Below are 22926 nucleotides of genomic sequence, written 5' to 3' on the forward strand. Positions count from 1 at the left end.
GTCGTTATCAGGCGCGGGCTTTTCGTCCGTAAACCAGCCAGGTCACGGCGATGCAGCAGAGATAGAAGACCAGGAAGATTTTCATCGCGCCAGCAGGTGAACCTGTCATGGCAAGCGACAGGCCAAAGGTCTGTGGAATAAAGAAGCCGCCCAGTGCACCAATGGCGGAGATAAAGCCCAGCGCAGCCGAGGTTTCAGTTGCCGCTTCACGCTGCGCATGCGCATCGTCACCACCTTCAGCTTTGATACGTTCCAGCGTCAGCTTGCGGAAGATCACCGCAATCATCTGGTAGGTGGAGCCACTGCCCAGACCGGCGGTCAGAAACAGGCCCATAAACACGGCGAAGAAGGCAATGAACGAGCCATCATGTCCATCTCCCGGCAGTGTGAGGAACAACAGTGCGGCAAACAGCGCCATCAGGATGTAGTTAACCAGCGTGACGCGGGTACCGCCGAGGCGGTCAGAAACGATGCCGCCTGCTGAACGGGCCAGCGCACCAATTAACGGGCCGAAAAAGGCGTAATGCATGATCACAACATCTGGAAACTGCGTTTTCGTCAGCATGGCGAAACCAGCAGAAAATCCGATAAAGGAACCGAAGGTCGCCAGATAGAGCAGTGCCATAATCCACAAATGTGGACGTTTCAGCACCGGCAACTGCTCACGCAGCGAGGATTTCGCCGCCGCGAGATCGTTCATGCCGAACCAGGCTGCGAGCGTGCCGATCGCCAGGAAAGGCACCCAGATCCAGGACGCATTTTCCAGCCAGATGCTGTCGCCGGTGACGGTGGTTTGACCCACATCGGCAAAGCCAAAAATGGCACAGGAGATTGCCAGCGGTGCGACAAACTGCATCACGCTGACGCCAAGATTACCAAGGCCGCCGTTGATACCCAGCGCGCCCCCCTGATGGGCTTTAGGGAAGAAGAAGCTGATGTTGCCCATGCTCGAAGCAAAGTTAGCGCCACCAAATCCGCACAGCAGGGAGATCACCATAAATGTGGCGAATGAGGTCTGGCTGTCCTGTACCGCAAAGCCGAGCCACAGGCAGGGGATAATCAGGATGCCGGTGCTGAAAGCAGTCCAGCGGCGACCACCAAAGATGGGAATAACAAAAGAGTAAGGCACACGCAGCAGCGCGCCGGACACAGACGGCAGCGCGGTCAGCAAAAAGAGCTGCTCCGTAGTGAAGTTAAAGCCGACTTTATTCAGATTCACCGCGACGGTGCTGAACAGCATCCAGACGCAGAAGCCCAGCAGCAGGCAAAAAACAGAAATCCACAGGTTACGGCTGGCGATACGCTTGCCGCGCGTCTGCCAGAACGCCTCATTTTCAGGTTGCCAGTCCTGGATTAACGCGCCGCGCGTCGGGGTTTGCAATGGGGCAGATTGGGTCATAAATCTCTCATCAGCAGAATAATAATTGTGCATATCCTGCGCATCCGGCCTGGTGGCTTGCTTGATACAAATCAACGGCAATGCAGGTTACAAAGGCGTGGCAATCTCAGCTCATCCCGGTTAAGTAGTTAACTGAATGCAGATAACCCTTATAAATCATGCGGTTTAATTGCAGCTGCGAACATCTTCAGCAAAAGGGCATCTGAATGGAAATAAAGGAGTAGTCCTTTGGGGGTATATAGCGACCCCGCTTCACCGGTAAGATAGGCACCTTCGCCCGTACAGGGCTGGCGTATAGGACAGGAAAGATTGTGACGGCAGAGAAATTTACGCTCTTATTAATCGATGATCATCCTATGCTGCGCAACGGTCTGAAGCAGCTGATTGCGCTGGATGAACGACTGCAGGTAGTGGCCGAAGCGGGTAACGGCATTGATGGTCTGGCGCTGGCACAACAGCACGATCCCGACCTGATCCTGCTGGATCTTAATATGCCGGGTCTGAGCGGGCTGGATACCCTCACCCAACTGCGCCAAATCGCCCTTTCTGGCCGGGTGGTGGTGTTCAGCGTTTCCGATAATGAAGAGGATGTGGTCAGCGCGCTGAAGCGCGGTGCGGATGGTTATCTGCTGAAAGATATGGAACCCGAAGCCTTGCTGAAAGCGCTGCATCAGGCGGCCGCCGGGCAGATCGTACTGAGCGAAGCGTTAACCCCAATTCTGGTTGCGCGGTTGCGCAATTCACAGCCTGCGCAGACGCGCGATATCAGCCAGCTGACCCGACGTGAACGCGACATCCTGCAACTGATCAGCGATGGAATGACCAACAAAGCGATTGCCCGCAAACTGGCTATCAGTGAAAGCACGGTCAAGGTTCACGTCAAATATCTGCTGAAAAAAATGAACCTCAAATCCCGCCTTGAAGCCGCCGTCTGGGCGCTGCAGAACGGGCTGCACTGAGTATTTTCCTTCTGCTGTGCGCTGTAGCGCCGCCCCTTCCGCCATAAACTGACGCAGAAATCGCGAGCCGTCTCGCAGCACCACGCCAGCATCATGAAAAACGCCACTTTTCTGTCGCCAGCCGTCGCCACATTTGCCAGGATGCCTGTCAGGTTACACCCGGTCAGGATCAGGGCGATTATCAGGCTGGCATATGCCCTGCCCTATTCGTTATCATCTGGTTATCCTGCGCGCCGACGCGAATCCTTTCGGTTTCATGGGCGTTGACCGCCAGAAATTTACCGCATTAAAGATGAGTTAAAACCTTATGCAAGAGCCAACCGAAAAGGACTTTCCTTCCCATACGCCCATGATGCAGCAGTACCTGCGCCTCAAGGCTGAGCATCCTGATATTCTGCTGTTTTACCGTATGGGTGACTTCTACGAGCTGTTTTATGACGACGCAAAACGCGCCTCACAGCTGCTGGAGATTTCACTCACCAAACGCGGCGCGTCCGCGGGCGAACCGATCCCGATGGCAGGTGTGCCCTATCATGCGGTTGAAGGCTATCTGGCTAAGCTGGTTCAGCTGGGCGAATCGGTTGCCATCTGCGAGCAGATAGGCGATCCGGCGCTGAGCAAAGGACCGGTCGAGCGCAAAGTGGTGCGCATTGTAACACCCGGCACCATCAGTGATGAGGCGCTATTGCAGGAGCGGCATGACAATCTGCTGGCGGCGATTGTGCAAAGTCCGCGCGGTTTTGGCTACGCCACGCTGGATATCAGCTCAGGCCGTTTTCGATTAAGCGAACCGGCTGATGCCGAAACCATGGCGGCAGAGCTACAGCGCACCAATCCTGCTGAGCTGCTCTACCCTGAAGATTTTCAGGCGATGTCGCTGATCGATCAGCGTCGTGGCCTGCGCCGTCGTCCGCTGTGGGAGTTTGAAATTGACACCGCGCGCCAGCAGCTGAATCTGCAGTTCGGCACCCGCGACCTCAATGGCTTCGGCGTAGAGAACGCGCACCTCGGACTGAGTGCGGCGGGCTGCCTGTTGCAATATGTCAAAGATACCCAGCGCACCACGCTGCCCCACATCCGCTCGCTGAGCATGGAGCGGCAGCAGGACAGCATCATCATGGATGCCGCCACCCGCCGCAATCTGGAGATTACCCAGAACCTGGCTGGCGGTACTGACAACACCTTAGCGGCTGTGCTGGATAAAACCGTCACCCCGATGGGCAGCCGGATGCTGAAGCGCTGGTTGCATATGCCGCTGCGTGATGTGCGCATCATTAACCAGCGTCAGGAGTCGATTGCTGAACTGCAGAATCTCAGCGACGTGCTGCAGCCGGTGCTGCGTCAGGTCGGCGATCTGGAGCGTATCCTGGCGCGTCTCGCACTGCGCACCGCGCGTCCGCGCGACCTGGCCCGCATGCGTCATGCGTTTCAGCAACTGCCGGAACTCAACCAACTGCTGGCCGACGTTAAAGCGCCACAGCTACAGAAGCTGCGCACGCAGATGGGCGAATTCAGCGCGTTACGTGAGCTGCTGGAACAGGCGGTGATTGAGTCACCGCCGGTGCTGATTCGCGACGGCGGGGTGATTGCGCCAGGCTACAACGCGGAGCTGGATGAGTGGCGCGCGCTGGCCGATGGCGCTACCGACTACCTTGACCGGCTGGAGATCCGTGAACGCGAGAAGCTGGGACTGGATACGCTGAAGGTCGGCTTTAACGGTGTGCATGGTTATTACATCCAGGTGAGTCGGGGACAGAGTCATCAGGTTCCGATGCACTATGTCCGTCGTCAGACGCTGAAAAACGCTGAGCGCTACATCATCCCGGAACTGAAAGAGTACGAAGATAAAGTTCTCACCTCGAAGGGTAAAGCGCTGTCGCTGGAGAAGAGCCTGTATGAGGCGCTGTTCGATCAGCTGCTGCCGCACCTTGAAGCGCTACAGCTGAGTGCCGCCGCGCTGGCCGAACTGGACGTGTTGAGCAACCTGGCAGAACGTGCCTGGACCCTGAACTATTGCCGTCCTGTGCTGCAGGATAAAGCCGGCATTAAAATCAGTGGCGGTCGCCATCCGGTGGTTGAACAGGTCCTGAAAGAGCCGTTTATTGCTAACCCGCTGTCACTGGCACCCCAGCGCAGAATGCTGATTATTACCGGTCCTAACATGGGTGGTAAAAGTACCTATATGCGACAGGCGGCACTGATTGCGCTGATGGCATGGATTGGCAGTTTCGTTCCTGCCGATGAGACGCTGATTGGACCACTGGATCGCATCTTTACCCGCGTCGGTGCCGCTGACGATCTCGCCTCCGGGCGCTCGACCTTTATGGTTGAGATGACCGAAACCGCAAACATCCTGCATAACGCCACTGAAAACAGTCTGGTGCTAATGGATGAGATTGGACGCGGCACCTCGACCTACGACGGTTTATCGCTGGCCTGGGCATGCGCCGAAAACCTGGCGAACCGCATCAAGGCGATGACGCTGTTTGCCACCCACTACTTTGAGCTGACAACATTGCCGGAAAAAATGGAAGGCGTGGTCAACGTCCATCTGGATGCGGTTGAGCATGGCGACACTATTGCCTTTATGCACAGCGTTCAGGAAGGTGCAGCGAGCAAGAGTTATGGTCTGGCCGTAGCCGCGCTGGCCGGCGTGCCTAAAGAGGTGATCAAGCGAGCGCGCAACAAGCTGAAAGAGCTGGAAACCGTTTCAAATCACTCGGCATCATCAACGGTAGATGGTTCTCAGCTGCCGCTGCTGGTTGAAGAGACCTCGCCAGCGGTGGAGGCGCTTGAGGCGCTGGATCCGGATACGCTAACACCGCGTCAGGCGCTCGACTGGATTTACCGGCTTAAATCACTGGTGTGATAGCACGCCGCATCGTGTGAACGCACGGTGCGGCGCTGGCACACTTCTGTAAATCACTTTTCTGCAGGCATAAAAAAAACGGTGGTTTTCACCACCGCTTTTTGCATTCGAACTCAGACCATCTTACAGACGATTATTCACGAAACAGTGCTTCAATGCTGAGGCCCTGCGCCTGCAGGATTTCTCGCAGACGGCGCAAACCTTCAACCTGAATCTGACGTACACGCTCACGGGTTAAGCCGATTTCACGACCCACATCCTCAAGCGTTGCCGCTTCATAGCCTAACAGGCCGAAACGACGTGCCAGCACTTCACGCTGCTTGGCGTTCAGTTCGAACAGCCATTTGACGATGCTTTGTTTCATATCATCGTCCTGCGTGGTGTCTTCAGGGCCGTTGTCTTTCTCATCGGCCAGAATATCCAGCAGCGCTTTTTCAGAATCACCGCCCAATGGCGTATCAACTGAGGTAATGCGTTCGTTGAGACGTAACATACGGCTTACGTCCTCAACAGGTTTATCAAGCTGATCGGCGATCTCTTCCGCACTCGGCTCATGGTCGAGCTTGTGGGAAAGTTCACGCGCAGTTCGCAGATAAACATTCAGTTCTTTTACAATGTGAATCGGCAGACGAATGGTACGGGTTTGATTCATGATCGCCCGTTCAATGGTCTGACGAATCCACCAGGTAGCATAGGTTGAGAAACGGAACCCGCGCTCGGGGTCAAATTTCTCAACGGCACGAATCAGGCCGAGGTTACCTTCTTCAATCAGGTCCAGCAGGGCTAAACCACGATTGCTGTAACGACGGGCGATTTTCACTACCAGGCGTAAGTTACTTTCGATCATGCGGCGACGGGAAGGGATGTCACCTCTCAATGCACGGCGAGCGAAGAAAACCTCTTCCTCTGCCGTTAACAACGGAGAATAGCCAATCTCCCCAAGATAGAGCTGCGTCGCATCTAATACACGCTGCGTCGCACCCTGTGATAGCAACTCTTCTTCCGCTACGTCGCTATCACTGGCTTCGTTTTCAACGAGTGCCTTCTCGTCAAAAATTTCAGCTCCATTCTCATCGAATTCCGCGTTCTCATGTAACTCGTTTACTTTCAGCGTATTCTGGCTCATAAGCGGCTCCTACCCGTGATTCCAGGGCAGAACATAAAACAGTTTTGTTCTGCCGGATTATCGCTGCGGTAAATAACGCAACGGGTTTACGGATTTCCCCTTGTAACGAATTTCAAAGTGTAATCTGACTGAACTGGTTCCGGTGCTACCCATGGTAGCGATCTTTTGCCCCGCCTTAACTTCCTGTTGTTCCCGAACCAGCATTGTATCGTTGTGGGCGTAGGCGCTCAGGTAATCATCGTTGTGTTTAATGATGATCAAATTACCGTAACCCCGGAGTGCGTTACCTGCGTAAACCACTCGTCCTGAAGCAGTGGCAACCACAGATTGTCCGCGCGTCCCGGCGATATCGATACCTTTATTGCCACCTTCGGCGGCAGAGAAGTTATCGATAATCTTCCCGTCAGTCGGCCAGCGCCAGCTTCCGACCGGCGTTGAACTGTTGGTAGTACTGCTAACCGTTGGGGGTGCGGTAATCACCGGAGCTGTTGTCGTTGCAACATTTGCTCCTTTCGAAGGCAACAATTTGCTGCCACCCGAATTACCTGAATCATCAGAATACGTAATAACAGGTTGCTGTGCAACAGCAGGCGATTTAATTTGTGGCGCGGCCGGCACGCCGCCCTGCGTTGCATCAGCAACGGTAATGGGATTTCCACCGGTAATCGGCTGGCCCGATCCGTTACCAATCTGTAAAGTCTGGCCTACATTCAGGCTATATGGCGCGGCAACGTTATTGCGCTGGGCTAAATCACGGAAATCATTGCCGGTAATCCAGGCAATGTAAAACAAGGTGTCTCCGCGCTTAACGGTATACGTTTCACCGGAGTAGCTACCCTTAGGAATATTCTGGTAACTGCGGTTGTACACTATCCGGCCGTTCTGCGTCTCAACATTACTGTTGGTACTAATCATTCCACCATTGCTGGGAACAGATGCTGAATTTCTGCTTAACATTTGTCCCTGAGACGGCGCGGCAGGAACACCACCCGAAACCGGGCCTGCGCCAGCCTGGCTGTTCATCATGCCACCATCATCGCCAACGCGACTGATGGGTGCCTGTGAGTTGTCGCCGGAGCTACAGCCTGCAAGCCAGAATCCTACCAGTGAAAGTGCCGCCAGACGGCGTAACTGAAAAAGTGTGCTTCCCGTGCTCATTAATCCCCCGTGATGGCAACGCTGATCTATCTGTTTCACTGCACCGGCCAGCAGAATGCTCTGCGCGGCGCGATAAAATCTGTGTTTTCGTTGAATAAACTGGATAGTAACAATATCAACCAGGTGGTGCCATGAAACAGTTGTGAAGAAATACGAAGAGCGTCAGGCGAGATCGCCCTGCACCAGCGGAACAAAACGCACCGGTTCAATGATCTCTTCCGTAACTTCTGCGCCCTGGCGACGCAGGCGCTTCAGTACCTGCTGATCTTCGCCAACCGGCAGCACCATAATGCCGCCTTCTGCCAGTTGTGCTATCAGCGCAATCGGAATTTCCGGTGGAGCGGCTGTAACGATAATGGCATCGAACGGCCCGCGAGAAGGCCAGCCCTGCCAGCCATCGCCATGGCGGGTTGAGACATTATGCAGATCCAGCTGTTTCAGACGACGCTTGGCCTGCCACTGCAGCCCTTTGATGCGTTCCACTGAATAAACATGGTCTACCAGATGGGCAAGAATCGCTGTCTGATACCCGGACCCCGTACCAATCTCCAGTACACGCGAATGCGGATTCAGGCCGAGTAACGCGGTCATCCGCGCGACCATATAGGGCTGTGAGATCGTCTGACCGGAGCCGATAGGCAAGGCTACATTGTCCCAGGCTTTATGCTCAAACGCCTCGTCAATAAACCGTTCGCGTGGCACCTCGCTGATGGCTTTCAGCAGGTTCTCATCATCAATACCCTGCTGACGCAGTTGTGACAGCAATGTCTCAATACGCCGATTCACCATGCCAGGTTCACCTCAGCTTTAGCCAGCCAGTCACTGAGCACATTCTGCGCGCTGTGCGCCGTTAAATCGACATGTAGTGCGGTCACAGAAACGTAGCCCTGATCCACGGCGGCAAAGTCCGTATCCGGGCCCGCATCCAGTTTTTCGCCCGGCGGGCCAATCCAGTAGAGGGTATTGCCACGCGGATCCTGCTGCGCAATCACCTGATCCGCTGGATGGCGACTGCCACAGCGCGTCACGCGGATGCCTTTAAGTTCGGCCAGCGGCAGATCGGGGACATTGATGTTGAGAATGCGGCCGGTGCGCAGCGGTTCATGCGTCAGCGCCCTGAGGATTGCGCAGGTCACCGCTGCCGCAGTGGCGTAGTGCAGATGGCCGTTAAGCGAAACCGCTATCGCCGGTAAACCAAGATGTCGCCCTTCCATCGCCGCCGCCACCGTGCCGGAGTAGATGACATCATCGCCCAGATTAGGGCCGGCATTGATGCCTGACACCACAATGTCAGGACGCGGCTGCATCAGCGCATTCACCCCCAGATAGACGCAATCGGTCGGGGTGCCCATCTGAACCGCGATATCGCCGTTTTCATGGGTGAAAGTACGTAGAGGTGTTTCCAGCGTTAAGGAGTTGGAGGCACCGCTTCGGTTACGATCGGGAGCAACAACCTGCACGTCAGCAATCTGCCGCAGAGCGTTTGCCAGAGTCTGAATGCCTGGCGCATGAATGCCGTCATCGTTGCTGAGCAATATCCGCATTTCGTTCTGACCTTTTTTTATTCGACTGGTCGCCGTGACTGAACCTGTTTCAACGGCATGGCAACAGGTGATGAATGGACAGCGATTTTTGCATTCTAGCGAGGCACGCAAGGAAGTGGTAGGCGTAAATCACACGACGGTGGGGGTTTGCCGCAACATTACCCACAAGTCGGGTCATGTTGCAGCGAAGATTACTCATCAGGCTGATCGGGCGCATCCGTTTGAGTCAGCAGCTCCCGGACCACGCTGGTGGCAAAGCTACCCGCAGGCAGCCAGAACGCCAGTTCCAGCGTGACGTCATCCCACCAGCTCCATTGCATATCGCGCGGCACCACCAGCATGGCGCGGCGGGCGGCATCGACCTTCTCACGTTCCATTAATTCCAGCAGCAGCGACTCATCCGCCAGCGCCTGCTGCTCAAAGGCCAGCGCGTCAGCCTGCGGGCCAGGCTCACCGCGTCCGGGCAGCGGCGCGGTAATGCGCAGCTCATGCTGTTCAACCCGGCGCTGTGACTCTGCAAGTTCATCAGGCTGGGCAACAAACCAGCTGCCACGGCCAGTCAGCTGCAAAGCATCGCCGTTGAGCACCTGCGTCAGGCTGCCCTGCTGTTGCAGACGCGCACTGGTCACCTGATTAAACAGCGCACTGCGTGCGGCAGAAAGCATCAGGCTGCGCTTGTTGCGGTCGCGAATAATGATCTCATTGCGCGCCCACTTTTCCGCCATCACCAGGTTATTGCCGCCGCGACCAAAACGCTGTTCACCAAAATAGTTGGGCGCGCCCGCATCGCGAATCTGCGCCAGACGCGTTTCAACCGCATCACGATCGCTGATCTGGCGAATGACCAGCCGGAACGCATTCCCTGCCAGTGCGCCGATGCGCAGCTTACGCTTGTGGCGCACCACCTGCAGAATGTCGACGCCCTCAAGCGAAAAACCACGCAGATCGGGCATCGCATTGCCTGGCAGACGAAAACAGAGGGTCTGCTCCGTGACCGCATGGCGGTCTTTCATCCCGGCATAGCTCATGTCGCGCTGATGAATACCAAGATACTTAGCCAGCGCCTCCGCCACAAAGCGGGTATTGGCCCCGACCTTACGGATACGCACCAGCAGATGCTCACCTTCCCCATCCGCGCCATACCCGAGGTCTTCCACCACCACGAAATCTTCCGGGTTGGCTTTGATCACGCCGGAAGCGACGGGCGTGCCGTGCAGGTAATTCAGCGTCATTGGCTGTCAGCTTTCAGAACTAACGCGACCGCTTCACAGGCGATGCCTTCGCCGCGCCCGGTAAAGCCGAGCTTCTCGGTGGTGGTCGCTTTGACGTTGACCGCATCCATATGGCAGCCTAAATCTTCTGCAATGTTGATGCGCATCTGTGGCACGTGCGGCAGCATTTTCGGAGCCTGAGCAATAATCGTAACGTCGACATTACCGATACGATAGCCTTTGGCTTCGATACGACGCCAGGCCTCTCGCAACAGGCCGCGGCTGTCTGCCCCTTTAAAGGCCGGATCGGTGTCGGGAAACAGCTTGCCGATGTCGCCCATCGCTACTGCGCCAAGCAGCGCGTCAGTCAGCGCATGCAGCGCTACATCGCCATCCGAATGGGCGATAAAACCGTGTTCAAACGGGATCCGCACACCGCCAATCACTAACGGACCTTCTCCGCCAAAGGCGTGAACGTCAAAACCGTGACCGATACGCATCATGCGCTCTCCTTTAATTGAATCTGACTCAGATAAAAAGCCGCCAGCGCCAGATCTTCTGGCCGGGTGACTTTGATGTTATCACTGCGTCCGCTGACTAACAGCGGATGGTAGCCGCAATACTCTAGCGCCGACGCCTCATCGGTGATGGTCGCGCCTTCTGCCAGCGCCCGCGTCAGGCAGGCGGTGAGCAGTGCATGAGGGAAAAATTGCGGTGTTAAAGCGTGCCAGAGATCGTCACGTTCTACGGTATGGGCCACTGCCGCTTTGCCCGGCTCGCCCCGCTTCATCGTGTCGCGCACGGGCGCGGCCAGAATTCCGCCTACGTGGCTCTGTTCGCGCACGTTGAGCAGTTGCTGGAGATCGTCGGGATGCAGACAGGGACGCGCAGCGTCATGGACCAGCACCCAGGCGGAACCCTGTGCGGCCTGGAGTCCTGCCAGCACCGATTCGGCACGGGTCTCTCCGCCTGTGACCCTGACCACGCGCGGATCGCGTGCCAGCGGCAGGGAAGCAAAGTGCTCGTCATCGGGGCTAAGGGCAACAATCACCTGTCTGATAGCGGGATGGGAAAACAGACGTGCAATGCTGTGTTCCAGAAGGGTGTGCTGACCAATCGTCAGATACTGCTTTGGACAGGTTGCCTGCATGCGGCTGCCGATCCCGGCAGCGGGCACCACGGCAATCACATCCGCAAGGGAGGCCAGAGTGTTCATGATTTATCGTTGTAGGTTTTGCGCTGATTGTTGCGCGTTGCGTTTATTCTGGTCAGGCACCAGACGATAGAAGGTCTCACCGGGCTTAATCATGCCCAGTTCATTGCGCGCACGCTCCTCGATCGCTTCCGAGCCGCCATTGAGGTCATCAATTTCGGCAAACAGCTGATCGTTTCGCGATTTCAGTTTGGCATTGTTTGCCTGTTGCACCGCGACATCATCATTGACGCGCGTATAGTCATGGATGCCATTTTTCCCCAGCCACAATGAATATTGCAGCCAGCCTAGCAGCACCAATAACAGTAACGTCAGTTTTCCCATCCCGCCCCCTAAAAACGGCCCAATCATCCCATAACTTTGCACAGGACTCCACACCAGCGGCGAAAATGGCATGCTTTGCTGCGCGTCCGGGTAATCAGTACCGATTCTGGCGGGAAAAGATTTGTAACCTGCCGATGCGTTTGCACATCAGCACAGGCGCAGTGATGGCTTACCAGCCAGAAAGAAATGAGAACATTAACCAGAAGAGCGTGACCACCATAATCACTGTGGCAAGCGCGGCCCAGAGCCACTGCCCGCTCAGCAGCGTATTCAGTGCAATACCCGTCACCACGGCGACCGGCAACAGCGCCAGAAAGAATGGCCAGGTATAGAGAAAGAAAAACAGCGTGTTAGAGCCGAACAGCAGGAATGGAATCGCCAGCGCACACCAGTAAGCAAGAAAGCCGATAACGCCGCCCGGCAGCAGTGAGCGTGGCTCATCCGGGGCTGAGTCATCTTTACGGGCGAGCATTGGGGTAATGTTCTGCATAGGCATCCTGTTGGCGCGAGGGCGGCAGATCAGACCCGATCTGCCGCTGTCTCTTCAGGATCTGATGATATCGCGGTCACGCAGCAGGTCTAACAATTGGGCAGCCAGTTTTGTAACCAATTGTTCGCCATCCAGCTTGATTTCCGGGCTGTCTGGCGCCTCATAGACGCTGTCGATGCCGGTGAAATTACGCAGCTCACCGGCGCGCGCTTTGCGATATAAACCTTTCGGATCGCGCGCTTCACACACCGCTAACGGTGTATCGACAAACACCTCGATAAACTGCCCTGGCTCCAGCAGGTCGCGCACCATCTGACGCTCGGCGCGATGCGGCGAAATAAAGGCGGTGAGCACCACGAGTCCGGCATCCACCATCAGCTTCGCCACTTCACCGACCCGACGGATGTTCTCCTTGCGGTCATCATCGCTGAAGCCGAGGTCACGACAGAGGCCGTGACGCACATTGTCACCATCCAGCAGATAGGTGCTGACACCGATGCGGTGCAGCGCCTGCTCCAGCGCACCTGCGACGGTGGATTTCCCCGAGCCCGAAAGCCCGGTGAACCACAGCACCACGCCCTGATGGCCGTGCTGCTGCTCGCGAGAAGCACGTGTTACCGGATGGTCATGCCACACCACGTTATCATCGTGCTGCGCCATTATTGACCGCCCAGCAGGTCGCGCGCGTTCCAGTGTGGGAAGTGACGACGCACCAGCGCATTCAGTTCCAGCTCAAACGCGCTGAACTCACCGCTGTTAACCGGCGCATCATGGTTTGGCTGATGGATCATGCCAGCACCCACGGTGACGTTACTCAGGCGATCGATAAAGATCATGCCGCCGGTTACCGGGTTCTGCTGATAGCTATCGAGCACCATCGGTTCGTCAAAGGTGATCTCAATGCGACCAATACCGTTCAGCGGCAGCGAATCGACCTGACGCGTCTCCAGCGAATTGATCTCGACCTGATGCAGCACCTTCTCAACGCGACCACGGGTTTTCTTACCGGCGATTTTCAGGTCATAGCTCTGACCGGCCTGCAGCGGCTGTTCCGCCATCCAGACCACATCAACGCTGGCAGACTGCACCGCAGCCAGTGCTTCGCTGGCATCCACCAGCAGATCGCCACGGCTGATATCAATCTCATCCTGCAGTACCAGCGTAATCGCTTCGCCTGCACCCGCTTCCTGCAAATCGCCATCAAAAGTCACAATACGGGCAATAGTCGACTCCACGCCAGACGGCAGCACTTTTACCCGCTGGCCCACCTGCACGCTGCCCGACGCCAGAGTACCGGCATAGCCACGGAAATCCAGGTTGGGACGGTTCACATACTGCACCGGGAAACGCATCGGCTGATGATCGACAACGCGCTTCAGCTCCACGGTTTCCAGTACATCCAGCAGGGTCGGTCCGCTGTACCACGGCATGGTCTGACTGGCAGAGGCAACGTTGTCCCCTTCCAGCGCTGACATTGGCACAAAGCGGATATCAAGGTCTTCCGGCAGCTGGGCAGCAAAATCCAGGTAATCCTGTTTGATCTGCTCGAAGCGTGCCTGATCGTACTCCACCAGGTCCATCTTGTTGATCGCCACCACCAGGTGTTTGATGCCCAACAGCGTTGAGATAAAGCTGTGACGGCGGGTCTGATCCAGTACGCCTTTACGTGCATCGATCAGCAGGATCGCCAGATCGCAGGTTGACGCGCCGGTCGCCATGTTGCGGGTGTACTGTTCATGTCCCGGCGTGTCCGCGATAATAAATTTACGCTTTTCGGTCGAGAAGTAGCGGTAGGCCACATCAATAGTAATGCCCTGCTCACGCTCCGCCTGCAGGCCATCCACCAGCAGCGCCAGATCGAGCTTCTCGCCCTGGGTGCCGTGTCGTTTGCTGTCGTTGTGCAGTGATGAAAGCTGATCTTCATAGATCTGACGGGTGTCATGCAGCAGACGCCCAATCAGGGTACTTTTTCCGTCGTCCACGCTGCCGCAGGTCAGAAAACGCAGCAGGCTCTTATGCTGTTGAGCGGTCAGCCAGGCTTCAACGCCGCCCTGGTCGGCAATCTGTTGTGCAATTACGGTATTCATCTGGCGTCTCCTTAGAAATAACCCTGGCGTTTTTTCAGTTCCATCGAACCGGACTGATCGCGATCGATCATGCGGCCCTGACGCTCGCTGGTGGTGGAGACCAGCATCTCTTCGATGATCTCCGGCAGCGTCTGCGCTTCGGACTCTACCGCCCCAGTCAGAGGCCAGCAGCCGAGCGTACGGAAACGGACCATCCGCTGGGTGATCTCTTCACCCGGCTGCAGGTTGATGCGATCGTCATCGATCATCATCAGCATGCCATCACGCTCCAGCACCGGACGCGGCGCGGCGAGATAGAGCGGCACGATCTCGATGTTTTCCAGGAAGATGTACTGCCAGATATCCAGTTCGGTCCAGTTCGACAGCGGGAAGACACGGATGCTCTCGCCTTTGTTGATCTGGCCGTTGTAGTTGTGCCACAGCTCAGGACGCTGGTTTTTCGGATCCCAGCGATGGAAGCGGTCACGGAAGGAGTAGATACGCTCTTTGGCGCGTGACTTTTCTTCATCGCGACGAGCGCCACCAAAGGCCGCATCAAAACCATATTTGTTCAGCGCCTGCTTCAGCCCTTCGGTCTTCATAATGTCAGTGTGTTTGGCACTGCCGTGGACAAAAGGGTTAATCCCCATCGCCACGCCTTCCGGATTGCGGTGAACCAGCAACTCTGCGCCCATCGCTTTCACGGTGCGGTCGCGAAACGCGTACATTTCACGGAATTTCCAGCCGGTATCCACATGCAGCAGCGGGAACGGCAGCGTGCCCGGATAAAAGGCTTTACGCGCCAGATGCAGCATCACCGAGGAGTCTTTGCCGATGGAGTACATCATCACCGGGTTGCTGAACTCTGCTGCCACTTCGCGAATGATGTGGATACTCTCCGCCTCCAGCTGACGCAGATGAGTGAGTCGTTTTTGGTCCATGATTTTCCCTCAAGCCAGATTGACAACGGCGGACTCGCGAGTCCCCTGTTGTGCTGAATGTTTAAACCAGGCGAGTTGCCCGTGCAGATTAACCACCTCTCCAATCACCAGCAGCGCCGGAGTAGGTGCCGAGGCGGCCAGCGCCTCAAGTTGTTCTAAGGTGCCGGTCAGCACCTGTTGATCCTGACGGGTGCCGCGACTGATCACCGCCACTGGCGTTGATGGCGCGCGACCGTGCTGAATCAGCGCTGCGCTGATAGCGGCTGCTTTAACCGTGCCCATGTAGATCGCCAGCGTCTGACGCGCACGCGCCAGCGATGGCCAGTCAATATCATCGCCATCGGGACGGCAGTGACCGGTAATAAACATCACGCTCTGCGCGTAATCGCGATGGGTCAGCGGAATCCCGGCATAGGCTGTCGCGCCGGCAGCCGCGGTGACGCCCGGCACCACCTGGAACGGCACGCCCGCCTGCTGTGCCGCCTGCAGCTCTTCGCCGCCGCGGCCAAAGATAAAGGGATCGCCGCCCTTAAGGCGGACAACGCGCTTACCTTTCAGCGCCAGTGAAACCAGCAACTGATTAATCTCTTCCTGCGGCAACGTATGCGCGCTGGCGCGTTTACCGACGCAGATGCGGTCGGCGTCGCGACGCACCAGGTCCAGCACCTCTTCGCTGACCAGATGGTCGTAGAGCACCACATCGGCTAACTGCATTACCTGCAGGCCACGCAGCGTCAGCAGGCCGCTGTCGCCCGGCCCGGCACCGACCAGAAAGATCTCGCCCTGACGGGTTGGCTCTTCCAGCAGTTCACGATCCAGCGTGCGCTTCGCCTCTTCGACGTTACCGGCGGACATCTGACTGGCGAACAGACCGTCGAAGGCACGCTCCCAGAAACGCCGACGATCGGACATGCGGCTGAAGCGCTGTTTGACCTTATCGCGCCAGAGTCCGGCTACCTCCGCCATCTGACCAAGACTGGCGGGCAGCAGCGTTTCGATTTTTTCGCGCAGCATGCGTGCCAGCACCGGTGCGGTGCCGCTGGAGGAGATCGCCACCACCAGCGGTGAGCGGTCAACAATCGACGGGAAGATAAAGGTGCATTTTGGCTGGTCGTCGACCACGTTAACCAGCTTATGCCGCGCGTTTGCGGCTTCAAAAACCTGGGTATTAAGCTGGTTGTCGTCGGTGGCGGCAATCACCAGGAAAACACCATCCAGCTGGGTCGGGTCAAATGCGGTCGCCACCCACTCCAGCTCCTGCTTATCCAGCAGTGCCTGCAGTTCAGGGCAGAGTTCACGAGAGGCGATCTGAATACGCGCGCGCGCGCGACGCAGCAGTTCAATTTTTCGCGCCGCAATATCTCCACCGCCGACAACCAGAACCGGGCGGCCAGAGAGATCGGCAAAAAGAGGCAAATAGTCCACGTTAACCCTGATGATTTAACTTTGTATTAACGCGACTATACGTCGCTGAGTTTATCCAGATGAAATTACGAATTGGAATGAGTAGTTACCGAATGGAATAACGACGCCGCAAAGCACAGAACAATTTGTTCTTAGCAGATGTATTTAATGGCTTTTTTGTGAACAGGTTCACACATTCAGGGCCGCGCCTGCGTCTGCAAAACCAGATAAGTGCCAGTAATAAATGTGTGTTCGTGCTTTCGCTCAGAGCAGCGCCCGATTCCGCTAACCAGCTCACAGAACAAAAGGCGTATAATGCGCGCGGCATGGCTGGCCCTGGCCCGCATGCCTGTTGGCTCCCGGATAATGAAAAAAAAGGATGCACTATGTTTTGTTCCCTCCGCCTGAGGGTCGCGACAGTTTTGTTTAGCGCACTCATTTCCCCGCTGGTCCTGGCCGCGCCAGCGGGTCAGTTTGCCGAACAGCAGGTCCGGCACATCGCCACCTATTTTCCTGGCCGGATGAGCGGAAGTCCGGCTGAACTGATGGCCGCTGACTATCTGCAACAGCAATTTACCGCGCTGGGGTATAAAACCGATACCCGCCAGTTCAACACCGGCTATAAATGGCAGGAGGATGACGGTACGCAGCGCTGGCATAAGCTCACGGCCACCTCGGTGATAGCCGCGCGTGCAGGCAGCGTGCCGCAGGAGATTCTGATCGTGGCGCATCTGGATACCTGGACGCCGCAGAACAGCAGCCAGGTCCATCATAATCTGGGCGGCTTGCGTCTGCAGGGCGTCGACGATAATGCGTCGGGTCTTGGCGTGATGCTGGAGCTGGCACAGCAGCTGAGTCACAAACCGCTGCACTACGGCATCCGCTTTGTGGCGCTCAGCGCCGGAGAAACCGATCTGCACGGCATGGATGATTATGTTGAGCGGATGAGCACGCGTGAGAAGAAAAATACGCTGCTGGTCATCGATCTGAACAGCCTGATCACCGGCGATCATCTCTATTTCAACAGCGGCATGAACACGCCTCGGGCGGTGCGCAAGCAGACCAGCGACCGCGCTCTGCTACTGGCCCGTCAGTTGGGCATTCCCGCTGCCAGCCACCAGCTGAATCGCAAAGACTTCAACGGTCTGAATGCCTTCGACAGGGCGGGCTTTCCGCTGCTGGATGTCACCGCCAGCAACTGGACGCTGGGAAATAAAGATGGCGCGTTACAGCGTCATCGCAGCCACCACTTTCCTGATGGCGTAACCCGTCATCAGACTGATTTGGATAATCTGAGCTATCTCGACCGCTGGCTGCCGGGCCAGATAACCCTGCGAACCCGCGACAGTGTTCGCGTGCTGCTGCCGCTGCTCAGCGAACTGACCAATCCCAAAGTGTGAGGATCTGACATGTACGTGGTATTTCTGAATTACGTTCGTCCGATAGAAGAGGTTGAAGCGCTGCTGGCAGGCCATATCGACTGGCTCGATCGCTATTTTGATGCGGGCTTTTTTATTGCCGCGGGACGTAAAGATCCACGCACGGGCGGCATGCTGATGGTCAGGGAGATGGAACGTGAAAAGCTGGATGCGATCTTAGCGGAAGATCCGTTTGTCGCGGTGGCGGAGTATGAGGTGACGAAAGTGAATGTGACCCGTGCAGCGGAGGCGTTTGCCGGATTAAAAGGCGTTTAACTTCCTGCCTGACTGACTGCACGAAGACATTCTCTCCCCCTGGCGGGGGAGAGAAGCACGGCATCAGCCTTCGTGCAGACCACACTCGCGTTTAAGACCAAAGAAGCGCGTCTCTTCTTCTGCCATACCCGGCTCCCACTTGCGGGTGGTGTGGGTATCGCCCACCGAAAGGTAGCCTTCATCCCACAGCGGATGATACTTCAGCTTGTGCTGCTCCAGATACTGATGAATCTGGCGGTTATCCCAGTCGATAATCGGCAGCAGCTTGAAGACGCCTCGCTGCACGCCCAGCACCGGCAGATTCGCCCGGCTGCCGGACTGATCGCGGCGCAGACCGGCAAACCAGGTCTGGGCACCCAGGCTTTCAATAGCCCGGTTCATCGGCTCGACTTTATTGATCTCGTTATACTTCTCAATCCCTTCGACCCCCTGCTCCCACAGTTTGCCATAGCGCGCTTCCTGCCAGGCCGGTGAGGTTTCGGCACGGAACACTTTGAGGTTGAGATTAAGCTGGTTCGCCAGCTCATCAATAAAACGATAGGTCTCCGGGAACAGATAGCCAGTGTCGGTCAGGATCACCGGAATATCGGGCTGCTGACGCGTCACCAGATGCAGCGACACCGCGGCCTGAATACCGAAACTGGAGGAGAGCACATAGGCGCCCGGCAGATTCTCCAGCGCCCAGCTGACCCGCTCTTCTGCTGATGACTTCTCCAGCTGCGCATTGGTCGCCGCCAGCGCCATCGCACGCTGGACTTTGGACATCTCATTCAGTGCTGCGAGGTCGGGCTGACTCATTTTGCTTCCTCCCAGAAGTCGCGTGCCGGGTCCAGCACCGGCGCAACAATGCCTGCGCGGATGGTGAAGTCACCAAAGCCTTCAGCGGCCTGGCGCTCGGTGGCCCAGCGTCCCACCAGCTCATCAATGGTGGCGAGAATTTCGCTTTCGTTAATGTTTTCACGATACATACGGGGAATACGCGTTCCGCTGCGGTTTCCGCCCAGATGCAGGTTGTAGCGGCCTGGCGCTTTACCCACCAGACCCAGTTCAGCCAGCATGGCACGGCCGCAACCGTTCGGACAACCGGTAACGCGTAACACTATGTGCTCATCACCAACGCCATGCGCGTGCATGATGCCCTCGACTTTAGTCACAAACGCGGGCAGGAAGCGTTCGGCTTCTGCCATCGCCAGCGGACAGGTCGGGAACGCGACGCAGGCCATCGAGTTTTCGCGCTGTGGCGTCACATGATCCATCAGACCATGTGCGCGGGCGATCGCTTCAATCTGCGCTTTTTCGCTTTCCGGCACGCCCGCCACAATCAGGTTCTGGTTGGCGGTCAGGCGGAAGTCACCCTGATGGATTTTCGCAATTTCCGCGATGCCGCTTTTCAGCGGTCGGCCCGGATAGTCGAGCAGGCGACCATTTTCGATAAACAGCGTCAGATGCCATTTGTTGTCGATGCCTTTGATCCAGCCAATGCGATCGCCACGGGTGGTGAACTCATAGGGACGGATCGGCTCAAACGTCAGGCCAGCGCGTTTTTCAACTTCCGCTTTAAAGGTCTCGACGCCAACGCGTTCCAGGGTGTACTTGGTTTTGGCGTTTTTACGGTCGGTACGGTTACCCCAGTCACGCTGCGTCGTCACGACCGCCTCGGCAACATCGAGGATCTTCTCAACCGGGAAGTAACCAAATTCGCTGGCGGTACGCGCGTAAGTCGCTTTGTTACCGTGCTCGATCGAAAGACCGCCTCCCACCAGCAGGTTGAAGCCCACCAGCTTGCCGTTCTCGGCGACGGCGACAAAGTTCAGATCGTTGGCGTGCAGATCCACATCGTTATGCGGCGGGATCACTACCGTCGTTTTGAATTTACGCGGCAGATAGGTTTCACCGAGAATCGGCTCTTCGTCTGTTGTCGCGACTTTTTCTTTATCCCACCAGATCTCGGCATAGGCACGGGTGCGCGGCAGCAGATGCTCGGAGAGCTTCTTCGCCCACTCATACGCTTCCTGATGCAGTTCCGACTCAACCGGGTTCGACGTACAGAGCACGTTACGGTTGACGTCGTTGGCGGTCGCCAGCGCATCCAGCCCCACTTCATGCAGCATCTGATGCGTCGGCTTGACGTTCTTCTTCAGAATGCCGTGAAACTGGAAGGTCTGACGGTTGGTCAGACGGATGCTGCCATAAATAGTTTTGTCGGTAGCAAATTTGTCGATGGCCAGCCACTGCGTCGGCGTAATGATCCCGCCCGGCAGTCGGCAGCGCAGCATCATGGCGTGGCGCGGTTCCAGCTTCTGCTCCGCACGTTCAGCGCGAATGTCGCGATCGTCCTGCTGGTACATGCCGTGAAAACGGATTAGCAGGAAGTTATCGCCGGTAAAGCCACCGGTCAGACCCTCTTCCAGATCTTCTTTGATGGTGCCGCGCAGATAGTTGCTCTGCTTCTTCAGGCGCTCAGCGTCGGTTAACTTACCTTCTACAACCAGCGGTCCAGGGTGTTTATCACTCATTAGTAAACGTCTCGCTGATAACGGCGCTCAATGCGCAGCTCACTTAAAAATTCGTCGGCCGTTTCACGATCCATTCCGCCGTGTTCGACCACCACATCCAGCAATGCCTGCTCGACGTCTTTTGCCATACGATTCGCGTCGCCACAGACATAAAGATGCGCGCCCTCTTCAATCCAGCGCCAGACTTCGGCCCCTTTCGCGCGGATCTTATCCTGTACGTAAATCTTCTCTGCCTGATCGCGTGACCAGGCAAGGTCAATATTCGTCAGCAGGCCATCCTTCACATATTTCTGCCACTCCACCTGATAGAGGAAATCGTCGGTGAAGTGCGGATTACCAAAGAATAGCCAGTTTTTGCCGCTGGCACCGTCGTTGTCGCGCTGCTGCATAAAGGCGCGGAACGGCGCGATGCCGGTGCCCGGGCCAATCATGATCACCGGCGCGTCCGGATTAGCCGGCAGGCGGAAATTGTCGTTGTGCTCGATGAAGACGCGGACTTCGCCCTCTTCTTCAACACGATCGGCCAGCCAGGTCGATGCACCGCCGCCGCGCTGGCGGCCTTCAATATCGAAGCGTACGGCACCTACAGTGATGTGCACTTCGGTGTCGGTTTCGGCCTGTGAAGAGGCGATAGAGTAGAGTCGCGGCGTCAGCGGGCGCAGCAGCCCGGTCAGCTGTTCAGCGCTCAGTTCAGCCGGTGCCAGCCGCACCATATCCACAATCGGATAGTGCTGCGCATACTGCTGCAGCCGGGCTTTATCATCCACCAGCGACAGCAGCTCGGCGTTACGGGACAGCTGAGCGTACTGTGCGACAATCTGCGCGGTATTCACTGTCAGCTCAAAGTGCTTCTGCAACGCCTCAGCCAGCGGCAGGGTTTTGCCCTGAACCTCCACTGACTCATCGCCTTTCAGCCAGACCAGCTCCAGTAGTTCGCTGACCAGCGCCGCGTCATTTTCATACCAGACGCCCAGCGCATCGCCAGGCTGATAGCGCAGACCGGCGTCGCCCAGATCGATTTCGATATGGCGCACATCTTTGTCTGAGTCACGTCCGGTAATTTTCTGATTCACCGCCAGGCTGGCGCTGAGTGGAGACTCTTTGCTGTAGGGACTGGTGGTCACTTCGTTGACGGTGCCTGCCGCTGTCGCCGCAGCCTGCGCCGGGGATTCGGTCGGCACGCGCTTTTTCAGAATTTCCGTCAGCGCACCGCGCCAGGCCGTGGCCTGCTCTGCATACTCGACATCCGCATCAACGCGGTCCAGCAGACGTTCGCCGCCCAGCTCCGCCAGACGGCTGTCAAAATCTTTGCCCGCCTGACTGAAGAATTCATAAGAGGTATCGCCCAGGCCAAACACTGCAAAGGCCGCCCCCTCCATTTTCGGTGCCTTCTTCGACATCAGGAATTTATGCAGCGCCACCGCCTCTTCCGGTGGCTCACCTTCGCCCTGAGTAGAGGTGACCACCACCAGCATTTTTTCCTGGCCAATCTGCTTAAACTTGTAATCACCGGCATTCACCAGGTTTACGTTCAGCTTCGCAGCCAGCAGATCATCACGCAGCTGCTCCGCCAGGCGACGGGCATTGCCGGTCTGAGAGGCGGAAAGCAAGGTAATAACCGGCGCTTCAGCGGCGGGCGCGGACGGTGCGCTGCTGGCGACGGCGCCACCCGGCGTCTGCTCTACCCGGCCCCAGAAATAGCCTGACAGCCACGCCAGTTGAGTCGGGGAATAATCTGTCGTCGCCGCCTGTAAGCGGGCGAGTTGTTCCGGTGAGAGCGGAAGCAGTGAACCAGGTGCCTGAGTCGTCATCGCGTTAAAAATTCCAGTATCAGAAGTCCGGACCGTAAAGTGGCGGAAGAGTGCGTAGGTTACCGGTCCGTATATTAACGATTAAATACACCTTCGACATATCAAATAACCAAAATGACTAAGTGGTTTTTCTGGTAGGGTTAATCGTTAAAACTGATAAGCAAACGGGTGATTTATTAGTTAATTAGCTCGACACGATCC

Annotated in this window: 21 protein-coding genes; 4 read left to right on the forward strand and 17 right to left on the reverse strand. The window is 56.8% G+C overall.

Translation table 11 applies throughout. The features are described 5' to 3' along the window. Window positions 1-7 precede the first annotated feature (7 nt). Window positions 8-1399 carry a NarK family nitrate/nitrite MFS transporter gene (locus ACTJKZ_RS12880; protein WP_260059931.1) on the reverse strand — a complete coding sequence of 464 codons (1392 nt, stop codon included), beginning with the start codon at window positions 1397-1399 and terminating at the stop codon, window positions 8-10. A gap of 311 nt (window positions 1400-1710) precedes the next feature. Here ACTJKZ_RS12880 and narL point away from each other — a divergent pair, with 311 nt between their 5' ends. Both narL and mutS read left to right on the forward strand, forming a co-directional pair. Continuing rightward, window positions 1711-2358 (forward strand): two-component system response regulator NarL, encoded by a 648-nt coding sequence (gene narL, locus ACTJKZ_RS12885; RefSeq protein WP_222925053.1) that lies wholly within the window; start codon window positions 1711-1713, stop codon window positions 2356-2358. Window positions 2359-2665: 307 nt separating this feature from the next. Beyond that, window positions 2666-5227, forward strand: coding sequence for a DNA mismatch repair protein MutS (gene mutS / locus ACTJKZ_RS12890; protein WP_161732774.1), 2562 nt, complete (start codon window positions 2666-2668; stop codon window positions 5225-5227). A gap of 133 nt (window positions 5228-5360) precedes the next feature. Here the strand turns inward: mutS and rpoS are convergent, their stop codons facing one another. The 13 genes from rpoS to cysG form a co-directional block, all read right to left on the reverse strand. Continuing rightward, window positions 5361-6353, reverse strand: a complete 993-nt coding sequence (gene rpoS / locus ACTJKZ_RS12895; protein WP_161732776.1) for an RNA polymerase sigma factor RpoS — start codon at window positions 6351-6353, stop codon at window positions 5361-5363. A gap of 57 nt (window positions 6354-6410) precedes the next feature. Next, window positions 6411-7511, reverse strand: coding sequence for a murein hydrolase activator NlpD (gene nlpD, locus ACTJKZ_RS12900; RefSeq protein WP_161732888.1), 1101 nt, complete (start codon window positions 7509-7511; stop codon window positions 6411-6413). Between the two features lie 162 nt (window positions 7512-7673). Beyond that, window positions 7674-8300 carry a protein-L-isoaspartate(D-aspartate) O-methyltransferase gene (locus ACTJKZ_RS12905; protein WP_253419867.1) on the reverse strand — a complete coding sequence of 209 codons (627 nt, stop codon included), beginning with the start codon at window positions 8298-8300 and terminating at the stop codon, window positions 7674-7676. Continuing rightward, a complete protein-coding gene (surE, locus tag ACTJKZ_RS12910; protein WP_440829695.1) occupies window positions 8294-9055 on the reverse strand; it encodes a 5'/3'-nucleotidase SurE in 762 nt (253 codons plus the stop codon). The genes ACTJKZ_RS12905 and surE overlap by 7 nt, the downstream gene beginning before the upstream one ends. 191 nt (window positions 9056-9246) lie before the next feature. Continuing rightward, complete coding sequence (gene truD / locus ACTJKZ_RS12915; protein WP_440829696.1) at window positions 9247-10287, reverse strand: tRNA pseudouridine(13) synthase TruD; 1041 nt, start codon at window positions 10285-10287, stop codon at window positions 9247-9249. Further along, entirely contained in the window at window positions 10284-10766 is a 483-nt protein-coding gene (gene ispF, locus ACTJKZ_RS12920; protein ID WP_008927107.1) for a 2-C-methyl-D-erythritol 2,4-cyclodiphosphate synthase, read from the reverse strand. The genes truD and ispF overlap by 4 nt, the downstream gene beginning before the upstream one ends. Next, window positions 10766-11482, reverse strand: a complete 717-nt coding sequence (gene ispD, locus ACTJKZ_RS12925) for a 2-C-methyl-D-erythritol 4-phosphate cytidylyltransferase (RefSeq protein WP_161732782.1) — start codon at window positions 11480-11482, stop codon at window positions 10766-10768. Before ispD ends, ispF begins: the two co-directional genes overlap by 1 nt. Before the next feature lie 3 nt (window positions 11483-11485). Beyond that, window positions 11486-11803, reverse strand: coding sequence for a cell division protein FtsB (gene ftsB / locus ACTJKZ_RS12930; protein ID WP_003849108.1), 318 nt, complete (start codon window positions 11801-11803; stop codon window positions 11486-11488). Window positions 11804-11972: 169 nt separating this feature from the next. Further along, the gene (locus tag ACTJKZ_RS12935) at window positions 11973-12293 is read right to left on the reverse strand and encodes a DUF3561 family protein (protein ID WP_150014624.1); all 321 of its coding nucleotides are present in this window, start codon (window positions 12291-12293) and stop codon (window positions 11973-11975) included. A 54-nt stretch (window positions 12294-12347) separates the two neighbouring features. Then, window positions 12348-12953 (reverse strand): adenylyl-sulfate kinase, encoded by a 606-nt coding sequence (gene cysC, locus ACTJKZ_RS12940; RefSeq protein ID WP_161732784.1) that lies wholly within the window; start codon window positions 12951-12953, stop codon window positions 12348-12350. Beyond that, a complete protein-coding gene (cysN, locus tag ACTJKZ_RS12945; protein ID WP_161732786.1) occupies window positions 12953-14380 on the reverse strand; it encodes a sulfate adenylyltransferase subunit CysN in 1428 nt (475 codons plus the stop codon). Before cysN ends, cysC begins: the two co-directional genes overlap by 1 nt. 11 nt (window positions 14381-14391) lie before the next feature. Then, a complete protein-coding gene (cysD, locus tag ACTJKZ_RS12950; protein ID WP_013358871.1) occupies window positions 14392-15300 on the reverse strand; it encodes a sulfate adenylyltransferase subunit CysD in 909 nt (302 codons plus the stop codon). Between the two features lie 9 nt (window positions 15301-15309). After that, window positions 15310-16725 (reverse strand): siroheme synthase CysG, encoded by a 1416-nt coding sequence (cysG, locus tag ACTJKZ_RS12955; RefSeq protein ID WP_253419877.1) that lies wholly within the window; start codon window positions 16723-16725, stop codon window positions 15310-15312. Window positions 16726-17090: 365 nt separating this feature from the next. Between cysG and ACTJKZ_RS12960 the strand changes: the two genes are divergently transcribed. Both ACTJKZ_RS12960 and ACTJKZ_RS12965 read left to right on the forward strand, forming a co-directional pair. Further along, window positions 17091-18104: an aminopeptidase gene (locus ACTJKZ_RS12960; protein WP_161732790.1), complete on the forward strand. Its 1014-nt coding sequence runs from the start codon at window positions 17091-17093 to the stop codon at window positions 18102-18104. Window positions 18105-18113: 9 nt separating this feature from the next. Continuing rightward, entirely contained in the window at window positions 18114-18398 is a 285-nt protein-coding gene (locus ACTJKZ_RS12965) for a YciI family protein (RefSeq protein ID WP_161732792.1), read from the forward strand. Window positions 18399-18461: 63 nt separating this feature from the next. Here the strand turns inward: ACTJKZ_RS12965 and ACTJKZ_RS12970 are convergent, their stop codons facing one another. Genes ACTJKZ_RS12970 through cysJ form a run of 3 tightly spaced genes read right to left on the reverse strand, consistent with a single transcriptional unit; the run spans window position 18462 to window position 22725 of the window. Then, window positions 18462-19196, reverse strand: coding sequence for a phosphoadenylyl-sulfate reductase (locus tag ACTJKZ_RS12970; protein ID WP_222925048.1), 735 nt, complete (start codon window positions 19194-19196; stop codon window positions 18462-18464). After that, complete coding sequence (gene cysI, locus ACTJKZ_RS12975; RefSeq protein WP_161732795.1) at window positions 19193-20914, reverse strand: assimilatory sulfite reductase (NADPH) hemoprotein subunit; 1722 nt, start codon at window positions 20912-20914, stop codon at window positions 19193-19195. The genes ACTJKZ_RS12970 and cysI overlap by 4 nt, the downstream gene beginning before the upstream one ends. After that, entirely contained in the window at window positions 20914-22725 is a 1812-nt protein-coding gene (gene cysJ, locus ACTJKZ_RS12980) for an NADPH-dependent assimilatory sulfite reductase flavoprotein subunit (protein ID WP_222925046.1), read from the reverse strand. The genes cysI and cysJ overlap by 1 nt, the downstream gene beginning before the upstream one ends. Between the last annotated feature and the right edge of the window lie 201 nt (window positions 22726-22926).

The sequence above is a fragment of the Pantoea sp. 22096 genome (assembly GCF_052045955.1).
Classification (GTDB): domain Bacteria; phylum Pseudomonadota; class Gammaproteobacteria; order Enterobacterales; family Enterobacteriaceae; genus Pantoea; species Pantoea alfalfae.

Bases quoted from the DNA above. Each gene is read 5' to 3' on its own strand.
- ACTJKZ_RS12880 (WP_260059931.1), bottom strand. From the start codon at position 1,399: ATGACCCAATCTGCCCCATTGCAAACCCCGACGCGCGGCGCGTTAATC.
- mutS (WP_161732774.1), top strand. From the start codon at position 2,666: ATGCAAGAGCCAACCGAAAAGGACTTTCCTTCCCATACGCCCATGATG.
- rpoS (WP_161732776.1), bottom strand. From the start codon at position 6,353: ATGAGCCAGAATACGCTGAAAGTAAACGAGTTACATGAGAACGCGGAA.
- nlpD (WP_161732888.1), bottom strand. From the start codon at position 7,511: ATGAGCACGGGAAGCACACTTTTTCAGTTACGCCGTCTGGCGGCACTT.
- ACTJKZ_RS12905 (WP_253419867.1), bottom strand. From the start codon at position 8,300: ATGGTGAATCGGCGTATTGAGACATTGCTGTCACAACTGCGTCAGCAG.
- surE (WP_440829695.1), bottom strand. From the start codon at position 9,055: ATGCGGATATTGCTCAGCAACGATGACGGCATTCATGCGCCAGGCATT.
- truD (WP_440829696.1), bottom strand. From the start codon at position 10,287: ATGACGCTGAATTACCTGCACGGCACGCCCGTCGCTTCCGGCGTGATC.
- ispF (WP_008927107.1), bottom strand. From the start codon at position 10,766: ATGCGTATCGGTCACGGTTTTGACGTTCACGCCTTTGGCGGAGAAGGT.
- ispD (WP_161732782.1), bottom strand. From the start codon at position 11,482: ATGAACACTCTGGCCTCCCTTGCGGATGTGATTGCCGTGGTGCCCGCT.
- ftsB (WP_003849108.1), bottom strand. From the start codon at position 11,803: ATGGGAAAACTGACGTTACTGTTATTGGTGCTGCTAGGCTGGCTGCAA.
- ACTJKZ_RS12935 (WP_150014624.1), bottom strand. From the start codon at position 12,293: ATGCAGAACATTACCCCAATGCTCGCCCGTAAAGATGACTCAGCCCCG.
- cysC (WP_161732784.1), bottom strand. From the start codon at position 12,953: ATGGCGCAGCACGATGATAACGTGGTGTGGCATGACCATCCGGTAACA.
- cysN (WP_161732786.1), bottom strand. From the start codon at position 14,380: ATGAATACCGTAATTGCACAACAGATTGCCGACCAGGGCGGCGTTGAA.
- cysD (WP_013358871.1), bottom strand. From the start codon at position 15,300: ATGGACCAAAAACGACTCACTCATCTGCGTCAGCTGGAGGCGGAGAGT.
- ACTJKZ_RS12960 (WP_161732790.1), top strand. From the start codon at position 17,091: ATGTTTTGTTCCCTCCGCCTGAGGGTCGCGACAGTTTTGTTTAGCGCA.
- ACTJKZ_RS12965 (WP_161732792.1), top strand. From the start codon at position 18,114: ATGTACGTGGTATTTCTGAATTACGTTCGTCCGATAGAAGAGGTTGAA.
- ACTJKZ_RS12970 (WP_222925048.1), bottom strand. From the start codon at position 19,196: ATGAGTCAGCCCGACCTCGCAGCACTGAATGAGATGTCCAAAGTCCAG.
- cysI (WP_161732795.1), bottom strand. From the start codon at position 20,914: ATGAGTGATAAACACCCTGGACCGCTGGTTGTAGAAGGTAAGTTAACC.
- cysJ (WP_222925046.1), bottom strand. From the start codon at position 22,725: ATGACGACTCAGGCACCTGGTTCACTGCTTCCGCTCTCACCGGAACAA.